Below are 21,597 nucleotides of genomic sequence, written 5' to 3'. Positions count from 1 at the left end.
GTGGCCACCGCGCAGACGGGATCAGGAGTTATCGATCTTGATGGTGGGGTCTGCACCGCTGATCAACGAGTTGACCGTGGTATTGGACCAGTTGACCCCTTCCAGTTTGATAGACACATCGGCATTGGCCAGGCCACCCGCTGCGTTGAGCTTGCCTTCGGTGCTGACCTGCAAGGTCGAGGAACCATCGACGGTGGTGATCTTCAGGAAGTTGTCGATAGTGCTGGCCTTCTCACCCTGCAGCAGGTCGCGCAGATCGAGACGGTCACCCTCGCTGACTTTGAAGTCCTTGATCACGTCACTGCCAATGTCACCGGACTTCCACACGAAGGTGTCGGCACCGCTGCCACCGATCAGCATGTCGTTGCCTTGGCCGCCGATCAGGGTGTCGTTGCCAGTGCCGCCCAGCAGCATGTCATTACCTTTGCCGCCATCGAGGGTGTCATTACCCCCTTGGCCGAAGAGGATGTCATTGCCTGCGCCCCCCATCAGGGTGTCGGCGCCATCATTGCTGCCCGCAACATCGAACTCGGTGTAATGCTCGTTGATGTACTTGTGCATTGCCCGCGCATCGACATCACCCGCATCGACACCGAGTTTGTTGGCCACATAACCCTGGACTGCCTCTACACCAGTGCCGGCGACCGTAGAGAAGGTCAGCAAGTCGCCAAAGATAATGTCGTTGCCGTCACCACCGTTGACCGTGTCGTTGCCCGGCTGGGTAACTTCGGTGTGGCCGAGGATGGCGTCTGCCAGTTTGCTTGGGTCGATGTTGGCCTGTGGCTTGCCATCGGAGTCATAGGGCTTCAGGTCGTCCTTGTTCACGCCACTGTTCAGGCCTATTGCCTCCACATCGGACAAGCCAGAAAGGATCTTGAAGCTGTCAGTCGAGTTGTTGGTGGTTGCCCGGTCTGTCGAGTTGCCCGTGCCGTCTCGGGTCGACAGCTCGTATCCACCGTTACCCTCGGCATGGATAGTGGCTGTGCTCTGCGTGGACCATTTGTAGTAGTAGCCCGTGTTCCAACTCCAGTCCAACTCGCGAACCTGCATGGTCAACTTGCCGCTGCTGTCGATCGAGAGACGATTGCTGGTATCCAACTGATAGTTGGTAACGGTATCGCCCATCTTGTAGTTGATCGACGACAGGAACGTGTCGAGCTTGACGTTGGTGTTGCCCAGGTTCGGGTTGGTCTGTTCACTCGTCTGGTAATAGGTCGGCTCACCGTCAGTGATGAAGAATGTCTGGTTACTACCGGTGCTACCTGCAGCCTTGAGGTTCGCAAACCAGTTGGCGGTTGTTTTGAAGGCATCCTCATAGTTGGTGCCGCCATTGGAGTTCAACGTACCCAGCGCACTCAGCAGGGTCTTGAGGCCCGCATCGTTGAGGGTCACCGATACGCTGCTCTTGACCTGGCTTGCAAAGTCGACCAACAGAATGTTCACCGTCCCGGACTGTGAGCCCTTGACGCTTGCAGCCAAGGTCTTGAATACCGACTCCAACGATTTCTTCGCAGCATCGACGCCCGAAGAGCCCATGCTGCCCGAGGTGTCGACGATGAAGGCGATGTTGTAGTCCTGGCCCGGTACCACGTGCAGGCCGCTGACATCCGCGACCACGATGTCATTGCCATCGGTGCTGGCGACGTTATCGCTATCGGATGACAGGTTGCTGGTGGTGTACGACTGCGGGTAGACCGTGACCTTGATGCTGCCTTCGCTGGTCGCGGTGCTGCCGCCAACGCTCTCGGTGGACGTCGAGGTGACTTTCACGTCGAATTGGCCGGAGTAGTAGGCCGGTGGCTTGATGGTCAAAGTGCCCAGATTCCAACCCGTGACATCAACCGCATTGGTGCCAACGGTGAACGTATGGCCGGCATTGTCGGCAACCACCGAGCCTGCCGGGATGCCGCTGAGCTTGACGCTCAGGCTCTCGGAGCCGTCTGTGTCCGTCAGGGCGGTACTGATGCTTACCAGCTTGACCGGCGCGCCGTTCTCGCCGCCTTCGTTGAGCTTGTAGCCGTCGTAGTAACCCACGCCGTTACTGCCATGCAGGTCGGATACCGTAACCCCGGCGTTGGCCAGCGCGGCGAGGTTGGGGTACATCGGGATGTTGGCGCTGCTAAGGTCAGTGACCGCACCGTTGCCCACCTTGATGTTGACGTCGAGGCTACCTGGCCCAGCCTGGTTGGCGTTGTAGACCTCCAGGGTGTAATAGCCGCTGGTGGTTGGGGTGTAGCTGCCGGAAATGCTGCCGCTGGCCGAGCCCCAGGTACCACCGGCGACGTTCTTGCCGCCGATGACGATCTGCAGGCTGTCGTCGGCGGTGCCGCTGAAGGTGTAGGTCTTGCCGGCCTCCAGATAGATCAGGCCTGAGGTCTTCGAGCCCGACCCCGGGGTGACGGTGGCCGTGGTGTCGACAGTGGTCACCTGCTCGCTCTTGCCGGCGTTGCCGGAGTTGGCGAAGACGTTCTTCAGCGCGTCGCCCGTGATGCCATTGCCGTTGGTGCCCAGGCCAGTGAGGCTGGTCCAGGTTTCCTTGGTCAGGCCCAGCGAGTTGACGTTGTTGTTGCCAATGCTCAGGTCCGGCTTGTCGGCCATCGGTGTGATATCGACCTTCAGCGTGGCTTCGCTGCCCGTGCCCTTGCCATCGGTAGGCGCGTACTTGATCTGCGCGTAGTCCACCTGCTTGTTGCCCACACCAGTACCACCGTAGCCGTCGACACCCGACTGGTTAGCCACAGGAACGAACTTGAGCTTGCCGGCGGCGATGTCGGCCTGGCTGATGGTCTGGCCTGCCTTCACATCGACCCAGCTGGTGCCGTTGTACAGCTTCAAGGTACCGGCCCCTGGCAGCTGGGTGATGGTCACCCCCAGGCTGGCGAGTGAGGAATCGACATCGCTGATGTTGAAGTCGCTCCAACCCAGCACCAGGTCGGTGTCCTCGGTTCCGGTGACCGCTCCGCCAGTGGTGGTGGGCACGTCGTTGACCGCCACGACATTGACCGTGGTGGTCGCCGTGTTCGAGGTGCTCACACCGTCGGTCACCGTGACAGTGATGATCCGAGGGGCGGTGCTCGGGTCTTCACCGGTGTTGATGAAGGTGATGTTCTTGATCGCCTGGATGTAGTCAGCCAGCGAAGCGGTTCCGCTCAGGGTCAGGACCACCTTGCCGTCGGTGCTGTTGGCATTGATCGAGATGCCATTGACGCTGTTGCCCAGGTTCAGGGCATCGCCTGGCTGGCGATTGGTCAGGGTCACCGTCGCGCCAGTCAGCATCGAGCTGTCGAAGTCGGTGATCGACACGTCGATATCGCCGATCGAAACACCGCTGCCTGGCTGGTTCTCGGTGAACGTGGTCTGGTAGTCGGCGCCGGTCTTGCCGCTCGAATCGTTGGCGTCTAGGTCCAGAGCAGGCGCCGGCTCGAAGATCTGGGTGGTGACGCTACCAGCGCTACCGCTGACCGCCAGGTTTTCGAAGTTGCCGCCGGTGGCCGAGTCGATCTTGACGGTGAACTGCTCGGTACCTTCGGTGACGTTGTCCTTGATTGTCGGGATGGTGAAGGTGGCTGAGTTGCTACCGGCTTTGATCGTTACGATGGCCACACCGGTGTAGTCGGTACCATCGGCGGCAGGGCCGGTATACGAAAGCTTCACCGTCACATCGGTTTGCGCATTGTTGCTGAGGTTCAGCGTGTAAGTTGCGTTGCCGCCTTCGGCAACAGCGGTTGTACCACTGATGCTCAGGGTGGTGGTCTGGAGGGTGTCGGTCACGGCCGTTACCGCTGCCGTGTTACTGACGACGAGGTTCTCGAAGTTGCCACCGGAAGTGCCGGTAATGTTCGCCGACACGTCACCTGCATCGATGTACACATCCTCACCGGGCGCAGCGACAATTACCGAACCTGACGTTTTGCCTGCTGCAATGTTGATGGTCTGGCCATTGCTCAGGGTGACCGTCATCGCGGTGCCTGCCGGGTTGCTCAACGTGGCGGTGTAGGTGATCTGGCCACCTTCGGCGACCGTGGGCGTGGCGCTGAGGGTCAGGCTGGTATTGTCGATGGTGTCGGTGACCTTGGTCACCGCGTAAGCGCCGTCGACTGCCAGCAATTCGAAGTCGCCGCCGGTGCTTCCGTCGATCTTGACCTGTACCGAGCCGGCATCGATGTAGGGATCATCGCCGGGCGCGTTGAGGGTGATGCTGCCTTCGGTCTGACCTTTGGCAATGGAGATGGTCTCGCCATTGCTCAATTTGATGGTCATGTCAGAACCGGCCTTGTTGGACAAGGTTGCGGTATAGGTGATCTTGCCGCCTTCGGCGACCGTTGGCGTCGCGCTCAGGACAAGGCTCGTCGTGTCCTTGGTACCCGCCACATCCGTTACCGTCGTTGACGGGGTACCAGCGGTGACCAACTTCTCGTAATTGCCGCCGTCGACCTTGGTGATGGTGTTGGTCAGCGCGGTGTTGGTGTTGTACACGTTGTTCGGCGCGGTGAAGTTGACCGAGCCGGACGACTCGCCGACGCCGATGGTGATGCTCTGGCCGTTGGCCAGGGTGACGACCAGTGGCGAACCGGTGACTGGAGCGCTAACGGAGGCGGTGTAAGTGACCACCCCACCTTCAACGACCGAGGCATTCGCAGTCAGGGTCACGGTCGACGTGTCGAGGGTGTCGCTGACGTTGGTCACGGCCTCAGCCGGGTTGACTGCGAGGTTCTCGAAGTCACCACCGGTGGTACCAGTGACGGTCGCTTTGACCTGGCCGGCGTCTTTGTAGACGTCATCCGCCGGGGCCGGAACAGAGACCGTGCCGGAGGTCTGGCCTGCCGCGATATTGATAGTTGCGCCGTTGCTCAGGGTCACGGTCATCGCCGTGCCGGCGGGATTGCTCAAGGTCGCGGTGTAGACGATCTGGCCGCCCTCAGCGACGTCGCCAGTCGCGCTCAGCACCAGGTTGGTGGTCGCCTGGGTAGCTGGGCTATCGGTGACCGTGGTGGTTGGAGTGCCGGCGGTATCCAGCTTCTCGTAGTTACCGCCGTCGACCTTAGTGATGCTGTTGGTCACCGGGGTATTGGTGTTGTAGACGTTGTTCGGCGCGGTGAAGTCGACCGAGCCGGACGATTCGCCAACACCGATGGTGATGCTTTGACCGTTGGCCAAGGTGACGACCAGCGGCGAACCCGTGACCGGGGCGCTAACCGAGGCGGTGTAGGTCACCACGCCACCTTCGACTACTGAAGCATTCGCAGTCAGGGTCACGGTCGACGTGTCGAGGGTGTCGCTGACGTTGGTCACGGCTTCAGCCGGGTTAACAGCCAGCTGTTCGAAGTCACCACCGGTGGTGCCGGTGATGGTGGCTTTGACCTGACCGGCATCCTTGTAGACGTCATCCGCCGGGGCCGGAACAGAGACCGTGCCGGTGGTCTGGCCTGCCGCGATATTGATGGTCGCGCCGTTGCTCAGGGTTACGGTCATCGCCGTGCCGGCTGGATTGCTCAGCGTGGCGGTATAGACGATCTGACCGCCTTCAGCCACATCGCCAGTGGCGCTCAGCACCAGGTTGGTGGTCGCCTGAGTAGCCGGGCTGTCGGTAACCGTGGTGGTCGGAGTGCCGGCGGTGTCGAGCTGTTCGTAGTTACCGCCTTCGACCTTGGTGATGCTGTTGGTCAACGCGGTATTGGTGTTGTAGACGTTGTTTGGCGCAACGAAGTCGACTGAACCGGACGACTCGCCGACGCCGATGGTGATGCTTTGGCCGTTGGCCAGGGTCACGACCAGTGGGTTGCCGGTGACAGGGGCCGATACCGAGGCGGTGTAGGTGACTACGCCACCTTCGACTACCGAAGCATTGGCGGTCAGGGTCACCGTGCTAGCGTCGATCGTGTCGCTAACGTTAGTCACTGCTTCGGTCGGGCTGACCGCCAGCTGCTCGAAGTCACCACCGGTTGTGCCGGTGATGGTGGCTTTGACCTGGCCAGCGTCCTTGTAGACGTCATCGGCCGGGGCTGCAACAGCGACCGTACCGGAGGTCTGACCTGCTGCGATATTGATGGCCGCGCCATTGCTCAGGGTCACGGTCATCGCCGTGCCGGCTGGATTGCTCAAGGTCGCGGTGTAAACGATCTGACCGCCTTCGGCCACGTCCCCAGTCGCGCTCAGCACCAGGTTGGTGGTCGCTTGAGTAGCCGGGCTGTCGGTGACAGTCGTGGTCGGAGTACCGGCGGTGTCGAGCTGTTCGTAATTGCCGCCGTCGACCTTGGTGATGCTGTTGGTCAGTGCGGTATTGGTGTTGTAGACGTTGTTTGGCGCAACGAAGTCGACCGAGCCGGACAACTCGCCTACACCGATGGTGATGCTTTGGCCGTTGGCCAGGGTGACGACCAGTGGGCTGCCGGTGACTGGGGCCGATACCGAGGCGGTGTAGGTGACTACGCCACCTTCGACTACCGAAGCATTGGCGGTCAGGGTCACCGTGCTAGCGTCGATCGTGTCGCTAACGTTAGTCACTGCTTCGGTCGGGCTGACCGCCAGCTGCTCGAAGTCACCACCGGTGGTACCAGTGATGGTGGCTTTGACCTGGCCGGCGTCTTTGTAGACATCATCAGCCGGGGCTGCAACAGAGACCGTACCGGACGTCTGACCGGCCGCGATGTTGATGGTCGCGCCGTTGCTCAGGGTCACGGTCATCGCCGTGCCAGCTGGGTTGCTCAAAGTCGCGGTGTAAACGATCTGGCCACCTTCCGCCACATCGCCGGTCGCGCTCAGCACCAGGCTGGTAGTGGCCTGGGTAGACGGGCTGTCGGTAACCGTGGTGGTCGGAGTGCCGGCGGTGTCGAGCTGTTCGTAATTACCGCCGTCGACCTTGGTGATGCTGTTGGTCAGTGCGGTATTGGTGTTGTAGACGTTGTTTGGCGCAACGAAGTCGACCGAGCCGGACGACTCGCCTACACCGATGGTGATGCTTTGGCCGTTGGCCAGGGTGACGACCAGTGGGCTGCCGGTGACTGGGGCCGATACCGAGGCGGTGTAGGTGACTACGCCACCTTCGACTACCGAAGCATTTGCGGTCAGGGTCACCGTGCTAGCGTCGATCGTGTCGCTAACGTTAGTCACTGCTTCGGTCGGGCTGACCGCCAGCTGCTCGAAGTCACCACCGGTGGTACCAGTGATGGTGGCTTTGACCTGGCCGGCATCTTTGTAGACATCATCAGCCGAGGCTGGAACAGAGACCGTACCGGACGTCTGACCGGCCGCAATGTTGATGACCGCGCCATTGCTCAAGGTCACGGTCATCGCCGTGCCGGCGGGGTTGCTCAAGGTCGCGGTGTAAACGATCTGGCCACCTTCCGCCACATCGCCGGTCGCGCTCAGCACCAGGCTGGTAGTGGCCTGGGTAGACGGGCTGTCGGTAACCGTGGTGGTCGGAGTGCCGGCGGTGTCGAGCTGTTCGTAATTACCGCCTTCGACCTTGGTGATGCTGTTGGTCAGTGCGGTATTGGTGTTGTAGACGTTATTCGGCGCAACGAAGTCGACCGAACCGGACGACTCGCCCACTCCGATGGTGATGCTCTGGCCGTTGGCCAGGGTTACGACCAGTGGGCTGCCGGTGACAGGGGCCGATACCGAGGCGGTGTAGGTGACTACGCCACCTTCGATTACTGAAGCATTGGCGGTCAGGGTCACCGTGCTGGTATCGAGGGTATCGCTGACATTGGTCACGGCTTCAGCCGGATTCACCGCGAGGTTCTCGAAATCACCACCGGTTGTGCCGGTGATGGTGGCTTTGACCTGGCCAGCGTCCTTGTAGACGTCATCGGCCGGGGCTGGAACAGCGACCGTACCGGAGGTCTGACCTGCTGCGATATTGATGGCCGCGCCATTGCTCAGGGTCACGGTCATCGCCGTGCCGGCTGGATTGCTCAAGGTCGCGGTGTAAACGATCTGACCGCCTTCGGCCACGTCCCCAGTCGCGCTCAGCACCAGGTTGGTGGTCGCCTGAGTAGCGGGACTGTCGGTAACCGTGGTGGTAGGAGTGCCGGCAGTGTCGAGCTGTTCGTAATTACCGCCTTCGACCTTGGTGATGCTGTTGGTCAGTGCAGTATTGGTGTTGTAGACGTTGTTCGGCGCAACGAAGTCAACCGAGCCGGACGATTCGCCCACTCCGATGGTGATGCTCTGGCCGTTGGCCAGGGTGACGACCAGTGGCGAACCAGTAACAGGAGCCGAGACCGAGGCGGTATAGGTAACCACGCCACCTTCGATCACCGAGGCATTTGCAGTCAGTGTCACGGTCGACGTGTCGAGGGTGTCGCTGACGTTAGTCACGGCCTCAGCCGGGTTGACTGCGAGGTTCTCGAAGTCACCACCGGTTGTGCCGGTGATGGTGGCTTTGACCTGGCCGGCGTCTTTGTAGACGTCATCAGCCGGGGCAGCAACGGTCACTTGGCCAGTGGTCTGGCCTGCCGCGATGTTGATGGTCGCGCCGTTGCTCAAGGTCACGGTCATCGCCGTGCCGGCTGGATTGCTCAGGGTCGCGGTATAAACGATCTGACCGCCTTCAGCGACATCGCCAGTTGCGCTCAGCACCAGGTTGGTAGTGGCCTGAGTAGCAGGACTATCGGTGACCGTCGTGGTTGGAGTGCCGGCGGTATCGAGTTGTTCGTAGTTACCGCCCTCGACCTTGGTAATACTGTTGGTCAGTGCAGTATTGGTGTTGTAGACGTTGTTTGGCGCAACGAAGTCGACTGAACCGGACGACTCGCCGACGCCGATGGTGATGCTTTGGCCGTTGGCCAGGGTGACGACCAGCGGCGAACCAGTAACAGGAGCCGACACGGAGGCGGTGTACGTAACCACGCCACCTTCGACTACCGAAGCATTGGCGGTCAGGGTCACCGTGCTGGTATCGAGGGTATCGCTGACATTGGTCACGGCTTCAGCCGGATTCACCGCGAGGTTCTCGAAATCACCACCGGTTGTGCCAGTGATGGTGGCTTTGACCTGACCAGCGTCCTTGTAGACGTCATCGGCCGGGGCTGGGACAGCGACCGTACCGGAGGTCTGACCTGCTGCGATGTTGATGGTCGCGCCGTTGCTCAGGGTCACGGTCATCGCCGTGCCAGCTGGGTTGCTAAGCGTTGCGGTGTAAACGATCTGACCGCCTTCAGCCACATCGCCAGTTGCGCTCAGCACCAGGTTGGTAGTGGCCTGAGTAGCCGGGCTGTCGGTAACCGTGGTGGTCGGAGTGCCGGCAGTGTCGAGCTGTTCGTAATTACCGCCTTCGACCTTGGTGATGCTGTTGGTCAGTGCAGTATTGGTGTTGTAGACGTTGTTTGGCGCAACGAAGTCGACCGAGCCGGACGACTCACCGACGCCGATGGTGATGCTCTGACCGTTGGCCAGGGTCACGACCAGTGGGCTGCCGGTAACTGGGGCCGATACCGAGGCGGTGTACACCACGGTGCCGCCCTCGACCACGCCTGGAGTGGCGGTCAACGTGACGGTCGACGTATCGAGGGTATCGCTGACGTTGGTCACGGCTTCAGCCGGATTGACCGCCACCTGCTCGAAGTCGCCACCGGTGGTGCCGGTGATGGTGGCTTTGACCTGGCCAGCGTCCTTGTAGACGTCATCGGCCGGGGCTGGAACAGAGACCGTGCCGGAGCTTTGGCCTGCTGCGATATTGATGACCGCGCCATTGCTCAGCGTGACGGTCATCGCCGTGCCCGCAGGGTTGCTCAGCGTCGCGGTGTAAACGATCTGGCCGCCCTCAGCGACATCGCCGGTCGCGCTCAACACCAGGTTGGTGGTCGCCTGGGTAGCCGGACTGTCGGTGACCGTGGTGGCCGGAGTGCCGGCAGTATCGAGCTGTTCGTAGTTACCGCCCTCGACCTTGGTGATGCTGTTGGTCAGTGCAGTATTGGTGTTGTAGACGTTGTTTGGCGCAACGAAGTCGACCGAGCCGGACGACTCACCGACGCCGATGGTGATGCTCTGACCGTTGGCCAGGGTCACGACCAGTGGGCTGCCGGTAACTGGGGCCGATACCGAGGCGGTGTACACCACAGTACCGCCCTCGACCACGCTTGGTGTGGCGGTCAACGTGACGGTCGACGTGTCGAGGGTGTCGCTGACGTTGGTCACGGCTTCAGCCGGATTAACAGCCAACTGCTCGAAGTCACCACCGGTGGTACCGGTGATGGTGGCTTTGACCTGGCCGGCGTCTTTGTAGACGTCATCAGCCGGGGCAGCGACGATCACCTGGCCAGTGGTCTGGCCTGCCGCGATGTTGATGGTAGCGCCGTTGCTCAGCGTGACGGTCATCGCCGTCCCCGCTGGGTTGCTCAGCGTCGCGGTGTAAACGATCTGACCGCCTTCCGCCACATCCCCGGTCGCGCTCAGCACCAGGTTGGTAGTGGCCTGGGTATCCGGGCTGTCGGTGACCGTGGTGGACGGAGTGCCGGCGGTGTCGAGCTGTTCGTAATTACCGCCTTCGACCTTGGTAATACTGTTGGTCAGCGGTGCATTGGTGTTGTAGACGTTGTTCGGCGCAACGAAGTCGACCGAGCCGGACGACTCACCGACGCCGATGGTGATGCTCTGACCGTTGGCCAGGGTCACGACCAGTGGGCTGCCGGTAACTGGGGCCGATACCGAGGCGGTGTACACCACGGTGCCGCCCTCGACCACGCCTGGAGTGGCGGTCAACGTGACGGTCGACGTATCGAGGGTATCGCTGACGTTGGTCACGGCTTCAGCCGGATTGACCGCCAACTGCTCGAAGTCGCCACCGGTGGTGCCGGTGATGGTGGCTTTGACCTGGCCAGCGTCCTTGTAGACGTCATCGGCCGGGGCTGGAACAGAGACCGTGCCGGAGCTTTGGCCTGCTGCGATATTGATGACCGCGCCATTGCTCAGCGTGACGGTCATCGCCGTGCCCGCAGGGTTGCTCAGCGTCGCGGTGTAAACGATCTGGCCGCCCTCAGCGACATCGCCGGTCGCGCTCAACACCAGGTTGGTGGTCGCCTGGGTAGCCGGACTGTCGGTGACCGTGGTGGCCGGAGTGCCGGCAGTATCGAGCTGTTCGTAGTTACCGCCCTCGACCTTGGTGATGCTGTTGGTCAGTGCAGTATTGGTGTTGTAGACGTTGTTTGGCGCAACGAAGTCGACCGAGCCGGACGACTCACCGACGCCGATGGTGATGCTCTGACCGTTGGCCAGGGTCACGACCAGTGGGCTGCCGGTAACTGGGGCCGATACCGAGGCGGTGTACACCACAGTACCGCCCTCGACCACGCTTGGTGTGGCGGTCAACGTGACGGTCGACGTGTCGAGGGTGTCGCTGACGTTGGTCACGGCTTCAGCCGGATTAACAGCCAACTGCTCGAAGTCACCACCGGTGGTACCGGTGATGGTGGCTTTGACCTGGCCGGCGTCTTTGTAGACGTCATCAGCCGGGGCAGCGACGATCACCTGGCCAGTGGTCTGGCCTGCCGCGATGTTGATGGTAGCGCCGTTGCTCAGCGTGACGGTCATCGCCGTCCCCGCTGGGTTGCTCAGCGTCGCGGTGTAAACGATCTGACCGCCTTCCGCCACATCCCCGGTCGCGCTCAGCACCAGGTTGGTAGTGGCCTGGGTATCCGGGCTGTCGGTGACCGTGGTGGACGGAGTGCCGGCGGTGTCGAGCTGTTCGTAATTACCGCCTTCGACCTTGGTAATACTGTTGGTCAGCGGTGCATTGGTGTTGTAGACGTTGTTCGGCGCGCTGAAGTTGACCGAACCGGACGACTCGCCAACGCCGATGGTGATGCTCTGGCCGTTGGCCAGGGTGACGACCAGTGGGCTGCCGGTGACTGGGGCCGATACCGAGGCGGTGTAGGTGACTACGCCACCTTCGACTACCGAAGCATTGGCGGTCAGGGTCACCGTGCTAGCGTCGATCGTGTCGCTAACGTTAGTCACTGCTTCGGTCGGGCTGACCGCCAGCTGCTCGAAGTCACCACCGGTGGTACCAGTGATGGTGGCTTTGACCTGGCCGGCGTCTTTGTAGACATCATCAGCCGGAGCTGGAACAGCGACCGTACCGGAGGTCTGACCTGCTGCGATATTGATGGCCGCGCCATTGCTCAGGGTCACGGTCATCGCCGTGCCGGCTGGATTGCTCAAGGTCGCGGTGTAAACGATCTGACCGCCTTCGGCCACGTCCCCAGTCGCGCTCAGCACCAGGTTGGTGGTCGCTTGAGTAGCCGGGCTGTCGGTGACAGTCGTGGTCGGAGTGCCGGCGGTGTCGAGCTGTTCGTAGTTACCACCCTCGACCTTGGTGATGCTGTTGGTCAGTGCGGTATTGGTGTTGTAGACGTTATTCGGCGCAACGAAGTCGACTGAGCCGGACGATTCGCCGACGCCGATGGTGATGCTCTGGCCGTTGGCCAGGGTGACGACCAGTGGCGAACCGGTGACTGGAGCGCTAACGGAGGCGGTGTAAGTGACCACCCCACCTTCAACGACCGAGGCATTCGCAGTCAGGGTCACGGTCGACGTGTCGAGGGTGTCGCTGACGTTGGTCACGGCCTCAGCCGGGTTGACTGCGAGGTTCTCGAAGTCACCACCGGTGGTACCAGTGACGGTCGCTTTGACCTGGCCGGCGTCTTTGTAGACGTCATCCGCCGGGGCCGGAACAGAGACCGTGCCGGAGGTCTGGCCTGCCGCGATATTGATAGTTGCGCCGTTGCTCAGGGTCACGGTCATCGCCGTGCCGGCGGGATTGCTCAAGGTCGCGGTGTAGACGATCTGGCCGCCCTCAGCGACGTCGCCAGTCGCGCTCAGCACCAGGTTGGTGGTCGCCTGGGTAGCTGGGCTATCGGTGACCGTGGTGGTTGGAGTGCCGGCGGTATCCAGCTTCTCGTAGTTACCGCCGTCGACCTTAGTGATGCTGTTGGTCACCGGGGTATTGGTGTTGTAGACGTTGTTCGGCGCGGTGAAGTCGACCGAGCCGGACGATTCGCCAACACCGATGGTGATGCTTTGACCGTTGGCCAAGGTGACGACCAGCGGCGAACCCGTGACCGGGGCGCTAACCGAGGCGGTGTAGGTCACCACGCCACCTTCGACTACTGAAGCATTCGCAGTCAGGGTCACGGTCGACGTGTCGAGGGTGTCGCTGACGTTGGTCACGGCTTCAGCCGGGTTAACAGCCAGCTGTTCGAAGTCACCACCGGTGGTGCCGGTGATGGTGGCTTTGACCTGACCGGCATCCTTGTAGACGTCATCCGCCGGGGCCGGAACAGAGACCGTGCCGGTGGTCTGGCCTGCCGCGATATTGATGGTCGCGCCGTTGCTCAGGGTTACGGTCATCGCCGTGCCGGCTGGATTGCTCAGCGTGGCGGTATAGACGATCTGACCGCCTTCAGCCACATCGCCAGTGGCGCTCAGCACCAGGTTGGTGGTCGCCTGAGTAGCCGGGCTGTCGGTAACCGTGGTGGTCGGAGCGCCGGCGGTGTCGAGCTGTTCGTAATTACCGCCTTCGACCTTGGTGATGCTGTTGGTCAGTGCGGTATTGGTGTTGTAGACGTTATTCGGCGCAACGAAGTCGACTGAGCCGGACGATTCGCCGACGCCGATGATGATGCTCTGACCGTTGGCCAGGGTGACGACCAACGGGCTGCCGGTGACTGGGGCACTGACCGACGCGGTGTACACCACGGTACCGCCCTCGACCACGCTTGGGGTGGCGGTCAACGTGACGGTCGACGTGTCGAGGGTGTCGCTGACGTTGGTCACGACTTCAGCCGGGTTGACTGCGAGGTTCTCGAAGTCACCACCGGTGGTGTCGGTGATGGTGGCTTTGACCTGGCCAGCGTCCTTGTAGACGTCATCGGCCGGGGCTGCAACAGCGACCGTACCGGAGGTCTGACCTGCTGCGATATTGATGACCGCGCCATTGCTCAGGGTCACGGTCATCGCCGTGCCGGCTGGATTGCTCAAGGTCGCGGTGTAAACGATCTGGCCGCCTTCAGCGACATCGCCGGTCGCGCTCAGCACCAGGTTGGTGGTCGCCTGGGTAGCCGGGCTGTCTGTGACAGTCGTGGTCGGAGTGCCGGCGGTGTCGAGCTGTTCGTAATTACCGCCTTCGACCTTGGTGATGCTGTTGGTCAGTGCGGTATTGGTGTTGTAGACGTTATTCGGCGCAACGAAGTCGACTGAGCCGGACGATTCGCCGACGCCGATGGTGATGCTCTGGCCGTTGGCCAGGGTTACGACCAGTGGGCTGCCGGTGACAGGGGCCGATACCGAGGCGGTGTAGGTGACTACGCCACCTTCGATTACTGAAGCATTGGCGGTCAGGGTCACCGTGCTGGTATCGAGGGTATCGCTGACATTGGTCACGGCTTCAGCCGGATTCACCGCAAGGTTCTCGAAATCACCACCGGTTGTGCCGGTGATGGTGGCTTTGACCTGGCCAGCGTCCGTGTAGACGTCATCGGCCGGGGCTGCAACAGCGACCGTACCGGAGGTCTGACCTGCTGCGATATTGATGACCGCGCCATTGCTCAGGGTCACGGTCATCGCCGTGCCAGCTGGGTTGCTCAGGATCGCGGTGTAGACGATCTGACCGCCTTCAGCCACATCGCCAGTTGCGCTCAGCACCAGGTTGGTGGTCGTCTGGGTAGCCGGGCTGTCTGTGACAGTCGTGGTCGGAGTGCCGGCGGTGTCGAGCTGTTCGTAATTGCCGCCGTCGACCTTAGTGATGCTGTTGGTCAGTGCGGTATTGGTGTTGTAGACGTTGTTCGGCGCAACGAAGTCGACCGAGCCGGACGACTCACCGACGCCGATGGTGATGCTTTGACCGTTGGCCAGGGTTACGACCAGTGGGCTGCCGGTGACAGGGGCGCTAACGGAAGCAGTGTAGGTGACCACACCGCCCTCCACGACTGAGGCATTTGCAGTCAGGGTCACGGTCGACGCGTCGAGGGTATCGCTGACGTTGGTCACGGCTTCAGCCGGATTGACCGCCAACTGCTCGAAGTCACCACCAATGGTACCAGTGATAGTGGCTTTGACCTGACCGGCGTCTTTGTAGACATCATCGGCCGGAGCTGGAACAGGGACAGTGCCGGAGCTCTGGCCCGCTGCGATATTGATGACCGCGCCATTGCTCAGGGTGACGGTCATCGCCGTGCCGGCGGGGTTGCTCAAGGTCGCGGTGTAAACGATCTGGCCGCCTTCAGCGACATCGCCGGTCGCGCTCAGCACCAGGTTGGTGGTCGCCTGGGTAGCCGGGCTGTCGGTGACTGTAGTAGTCGGAGTGCCCGCCGTATCGAGCTGTTCGTAGTTACCGCCCTCAACCTTAGTGATGCTGTTGGTCAGCGCGGTATTGGTGTTGTAGACGTTGTTCGGCGCGGTGAAGTTGACCGAACCGGAAGACTCACCGACACCGATGGTGATGCTTTGGCCATTGGCCAGAGTGACGACCAGCGGGCTGCCGGTGACCGGAGCACTGACCGAGGCGGTGTACACCATGGTGCCGCCCTCGACCACGCTTGGAGTGGCGGTCAAAGTCACGGTCGACGTGTCGAGGGTGTCGCTGACGTTAGTCACGGCTTCAGCCAGACTAACCGCGAGCTGCTCGAAATCACCACCGGTGGTACCGGTGATAGTGGCTTTGACCTGGTCGGCGTCTTTGTAGACATCATCAGCCGGAGCTGGAACAGAGACCGTACCGGACGTCTGACCTGCTGCGATATTGATGACCGCGCCATTGCTCAGCGTGACGGTCATCGCCGTGCCGGCTGGATTGCTCAGGGTCGCGGTATAAACGATCTGACCGCCTTCAGCCACATCGTCAGTTGCGCTCAGCACCAGGTTGGTAGTGGCCTGGGTAGCGGGATTGTCGGTAACCGTGGTGGTCGGAGTACCAGCGGTGTCGAGCTGTTCGTAATTACCGCCCTCGACCTTAGTGATGCTGTTGGTGAGTGCGGTATTGGTGTTGTACACGTTGTTCGGCGCAACGAAGTCGACCGAGCCGGACGACTCGCCGACGCCGATGGTGATGCTTTGGCCGTTGGCCAGGGTTACGACCAGTGGCGAACCAGTAACAGGAGCCGAGACCGAGGCGGTATAGGTAACCACGCCACCTTCGATCACCGAAGCATTCGCAGTCAGGGTCACGGTCGACGTATCGAGGGTATCGCTGACGTTGGTCACGGCTTCGGTCGGAGTAACAGCCAACTGCTCGAAGTCACCACCGGTGGTACCGGTGATGGTGGCTTTGACCTGACCCGCATCTTTGTAGACGTCATCGGCCGGCGCAGCGACGTTCACTTGGCCGGTGGTCTGGCCTGCCGCGATGTTGATGGTCGCGCCGTTGCTCAGGGTGACGTTCATCGCCGTTCCCGCAGGGTTGCTCAGCGTCGCGGTGTAAACGATCTGGCCGCCCTCAGCGACATCGCCGGTCGCGCTCAACACCAGGTTGGTGGTCGCCTGGGTAGCCGGGCTGTCGGTGACCGTGGTGGCCGGAGTACCGGCAGTATCGAGCTGTTCGTAGTTACCGCCCTCGACCTTAGTGATGCTGTTGGTCAGCGGGGTGTTGGTGTTGTAGACGTTGTTCGGCGCGGTGAAGTTGACCGAACCGGACGACTCGCCAACGCCGATGGTGATGCTCTGGCCGTTGGCCAGGGTCACGACCAGCGGCGAACCGGTGACCGGAGCCGACAGCGAAGCGGTGTAGGTGACCACGCCACCTTCGATTACCGAAGCATTCGCAGTCAGGGTGACAGTCGAGATATCGACGGTATCGCTGACGTTGGTCACGGCCTCAGCCGGGTTGACTGCGAGGTTCTCGAAGTCACCACCGGTTGTGCCGGTGATGGTGGCTTTGACCTGGCCAGCGTCCTTGTAGACGTCATCGGCCGGGGCTGCAACAGCGACCGTACCGGAGGTCTGACCTGCTGCGATATTGATGACCGCGCCATTGCTCAGGGTCACGGTCATCGCCGTGCCGGCTGGATTGCTCAAGGTCGCGGTGTAAACGATCTGGCCGCCTTCAGCGACATCGCCGGTCGCGCTCAGCACCAGGTTGGTGGTCGCCTGGGTAGCCGGGCTGTCGGTGACAGTCGTGGTCGGAGTGCCGGCGGTGTCGAGCTGTTCGTAATTGCCGCCGTCGACCTTGGTGATGCTGTTGGTCAGCGCGGCGTTGGTGCTGTAGACGTTGTTCGGCGCGGTGAAGTTGACCGAGCCGGACGATTCGCCGACGCCGATGGTGATGCTTTGACCGTTGGCCAGGGTGACCACCAGTGGGCTGCCGGTGACCGGAGCGCTAACCGACGCCGTGTAGGTGACCACCCCGCCTTCGACCACGCTTGGTGTGGCGGTCAGGGTCACCGTGCTGGTATCGAGCGTGTCGCTGACGTTAGTCACGGCCTCCGCCGGATTGACCGCAAGATTTTCGAAGTCACCACCGGTGGTACCAGTGATGGTGGCTTTGACCTGACCGGCGTCTTTGTAGACGTCATCGGCCGGTGCAGCGACGGTCACTTGGCCAGTGGTCTGGCCGGCAGCGATATTGATGGTCGCGCCATTGCTCAGCGTCACGGTCATCGCCGTACCCGCTGGGTTGCTCAAGGTCGCGGTGTAGACAATCTGACCGCCCTCAGCGACATCACCCGTGGCGCTCAGCACCAGGTTGGTAGTCGCCTGGGTAGCGGGACTGTCGGTAACCGTCGTAGTTGGAGTACCCGCGGTATCCAGCTTCTCGTAATTACCGCCGTCGACCTTGGTGATGCTGTTGGTCAGCGGGGTGTTGGTGTTGTAGACGTTGTTTGGCGCGGTGAAGTCGACCGAGCCGGACGACTCGCCGACGCCGATGGTGATGGTTTGGCCGTTAGCTAGGGTCACGACCAGCGGCGAACCAGTAACAGGTGCGCTAACCGAGGCGGTGTAGGTCACCACGCCACCTTCAATTACCGAAGCATTAGCGGTCAGGGTCACCGTGCTGGTATCAAGGGTGTCGCTGACATTGGTCACGGCCTCAGCCGGATTGATCGCGAGGTTCTCGAAGTCACCACCGGTGGTGCCGGTGACGGTCGCTTTGACCTGGCCGGCGTCTTTGTAAACGTCATCAGCCGGGGCGGCGACGGTCACTTGGCCAGTGGTCTGGCCGGCCGCAATGTTGATAGTTGCGCCGTTGCTCAGGGTCACGGTCATCGCCGTGCCGGCGGGATTGCTCAGCGTGGCGGTATAGACGATCTGACCGCCTTCGGCGACATCGCCAGTGGCGCTCAGCACCAGGTTGGTCGTGGCCTGAGTAGCTGGGCTATCGGTGACCGTGGTGGTTGGAGTGCCGGCGGTATCCAGCTTCTCGTAATTACCGCCGTCGACCTTGGTAATGCTGTTGGTCAGCGGGGTGTTGGTGTTGTAGACGTTGTTTGGCGCAACGAAGCCGACCGAGCCGGACGACTCGCCAACACCGATGGTGATGCTTTGACCGTTGGCCAGGGTGACCACCAGTGGGCTGCCGGTGACTGGGGCCGACACGGAAGCGGTGTACACCACGGTACCGCCCTCGACCACGCTTGGAGTGGCGGTCAGGGTCACCGTGCTGGTATCGAGCGTGTCGCTGACGTTAGTCACGGCCTCCGCCGGATTGACTGCGAGGTTTTCGAAGTCACCACCGGTGGTACCAGTGACTGAGACTTTGACCTGGCTGGCGTCTTTGTAAACGTCATCCGCCGGTGCAGCGACGGTCACTTTGCCAGTGGTCTGGCCGGCAGCGATATTGATGGTCGCGCCATTGCTCAGCGTCACGGTCATCGCCGTGCCGGCGGGATTGCTCAGCGTGGCGGTATAGACGATCTGACCGCCTTCGGCGACATCGCCAGTGGCGCTCAGCACCAGATTGGTGGTCGCCTGGGTAGCCGGGCTGTCGGTAACCGTAGTGGTCGGAGTCCCGGCGGTGTCGAGCTGTTCGTAGTTACCGCCTTCAACCTTGGTGATGCTGTTGGTCAGCGGGGTATTGGTGTTGTAGACGTTATTGGGCGCAACGAAGTTGACCGAACCGGAGGACTCGCCGACGCCGATGGTGATGCTCTGGCCGTTGGCCAGGGTGACGATCAATGGGCTACCGGTAACCGGCGCCGACACGGACGCGGTGTACACCACGGTACCGCCCTCGACCGCGCTTGGGGTAGCGGTCAACGTGACAGTCGACGTGTCGAGGGTGTCGCTGACATTAGTCACGGCTTCAGCCGGATTCACTGCGAGGCTCTCGAAGTCACCGCCGGTGGTGCCGGTGACGGTGACTTTGACCTGGCCTGCGTCTTTGTAAACGTCATCCGCTGGGGCTGGTACAGAGACCGTGCCGGAGGTCTGACCTGCCGCGATATTGATGGTCGCGCCGTTGCTCAGGGTCACGGTCATCGCCGTGCCGGCTGGGTTGCTCAAGGTCGCGGTGTAGACGATCTGGCCGCCTTCGGCCACGTCCCCAGTCGCGCTAAGTACCAGGTTGGTGGTCGCTTGAGTGTCCGGGCTGTCGGTAACCGTCGTGGTCGAAGCCCCCGCGGTGTCGAGCTGTTCGTAATTGCCGCCGTCGACCTTTGTGATGCTGTTGGTCAGCGCGGTATTGGTGTTGTAGACGTTGTTCGGCGCAACGAAGTCGACCGAGCCGGACGACTCGCCGACGCCGATTGTGATGCTCTGGCCGTTGGCCAAGGTGACCACCAATGGGCTGCCGGTGACCGGAGCGCTGACGGAGGCCGTGTAGGTAACCACCCCACCTTCAACGACCGAGGCATTCGCAGTCAGGGTCACGGTCGACGTGTCGAGGGTATCGCTGACGTTGGTCACGGCTTCAGCCGGATTAACAGCCAACTGCTCGAAGTCACCACCGGTGGTACCGGTGATGGTGGCTTTGACCTGGCCGGCGTCTTTGTAGACGTCATCGGCCGGGGCTGCAACAGAGACCGTGCCGGAGGTCTGACCGGCCGCGATGTTGATGGTCGCGCCGTTGCTCAGGGTCACGGTCATCGCCGTGCCAGCTGGGTTGCTAAGCGTTGCGGTGTAAACGATCTGACCGCCTTCAGCCACATCGCTAGTTGCGCTCAGCACCAGGTTGGTGGTGGCCTGAGTAGCGGGACTGTCGGTGACCGTGGTGGTCGGAGTGCCGGCGGTGTCGAGCTGTTCGTAGTTACCGCCCTCGACCTTGGTAATGCTGTTGGTCAGCGGTGCATTGGTGTTGTAGACGTTGTTCGGCGCAACAAAGTTGACCGAGCCGGACGACTCGCCGACACCGATGGTGATGCTCTGACCATTGGCCAGGGTCACGACCAGCGGCGAACCAGTAACAGGCGCCGACACCGAGGCGGTGTACACCACAGTACCGCCCTCGACCACGCTTGGGGTGGCAGTCAAGGTGACCGTCGACGTGTCAATGCTGTCGCTGATAGTAGTTACAGCGCTCTGGGGGTTGATCGACAGCTGCTCAAAATTGCCCCCGGTGGCGCCGGTGATGGTGGCGGTGACTGTCGAGCCATTGTTGTAAACATCATTGGCCGGCGTCTGGAAGGCCACACTGCCCGTGGTATTGCCCGCGCCAACGGTAATAGTCTGGCCGTTCGACAGTGTCACGGTCACCGGGCTCTGGGCGGGGTTGCTCAGGGTTACGGTGTAAGTGATGACGCCACCTTCGGTCACGCTTGGCGAAGCGGTAAGGGTCGCAGTGGTGTTGTCTACTGTATCGGTAACCAGAGTCACCGCAGGCGTCTGCGGCAAGGCCACGGTGATACCAGTACCGCCACTGGCCCCCGTCACGGTGGTGGAGATCTGGCTGCCATCGACGTATGGGGTATCGTTAGGCGGAATCGTGACATTGACGGTGCCGCTGGTCTGGCCAGCCTGAATGACGATTACTGCCCCATTCGACAGTGTTACGGTCAGGTTGGACGTAGGTGCCTGGCCGACCGTCGCGGTATAGACGATAACGCCACCCGCTTCGGAGATGGAAGGGGTGGCGCTGAGGGTCAGCCCGGTGGCGACCGGTGTCGGAGTATCGGCTGTAGTGTTGTTGGCATCGGTATCAAGCCCGCCGACCTCCTCGCCATTGAGTCCGGCGGCGAAGCTCAGAGGGTCAGTCGGGAAGCCGATGGTCGGGTCCACCGAGCCTGCTGTTTCTTCCAACAGGACAAAACTGTGGCCACCGCCAACCGTGCCACCACCTGCCGCTGCAGGCCCTGCTGCCGGCGCTTCCAGTTCGGTGGTAGGGTCCACGCCCGCGGCGATCGCTTGCTGCAGCTCTTCCACCGACGGCGCGGCCTGCGCGGTAGCCTGACCCAAGTCGGTACTGCTGTCGGGTGCATCAGCGCTCCATTGGGTATCACGGCCCAAATCGAGCAAGCGACCATCGGCCAGTTCGAGGGTGACGGCGCCGCCCGGGCCGGTGAGAACTTCTTCACCGGCCAACAGGCGATCACCTTCAATGAGTACACGCCGGATGCCTTCTGGGGATACTGCGATGACTTGGCCAACAATACTTTTGACGATGGCTACAACGCTGCTCATTGGACTCTCCGGGTTACCCGATGTGATCTACTTCCATGCTCCGAGCAGCGT

The 21,597-nt window shown here is 61.7% G+C and carries 1 protein-coding gene; it reads right to left on the bottom strand.

The genetic code is table 11. The annotated features are described in order from the left end of the window. Positions 1 to 21 precede the first annotated feature (21 nt). Positions 22 to 21,546 (bottom strand): immunoglobulin-like domain-containing protein, encoded by a 21,525-nt coding sequence (locus tag IWW33_RS12125; RefSeq protein WP_231386156.1) that lies wholly within the window; start codon positions 21,544 to 21,546, stop codon positions 22 to 24. Between the last annotated feature and the right edge of the window lie 51 nt (positions 21,547 to 21,597).

The sequence above is a fragment of the Pseudomonas sp. M2 genome (genome assembly GCF_015751845.1).
Classification (GTDB): domain Bacteria; phylum Pseudomonadota; class Gammaproteobacteria; order Pseudomonadales; family Pseudomonadaceae; genus Aquipseudomonas; species Aquipseudomonas putida_E.
This window is presented reverse-complemented; position numbering and strand designations above follow the sequence as displayed.

What these genes read in the sequence shown, in the direction of transcription:
- IWW33_RS12125 (WP_231386156.1), bottom strand. Translation starts at nt 21,546, where the DNA reads ATGAGCAGCGTTGTAGCCATCGTCAAAAGTATTGTTGGCCAAGTCATC.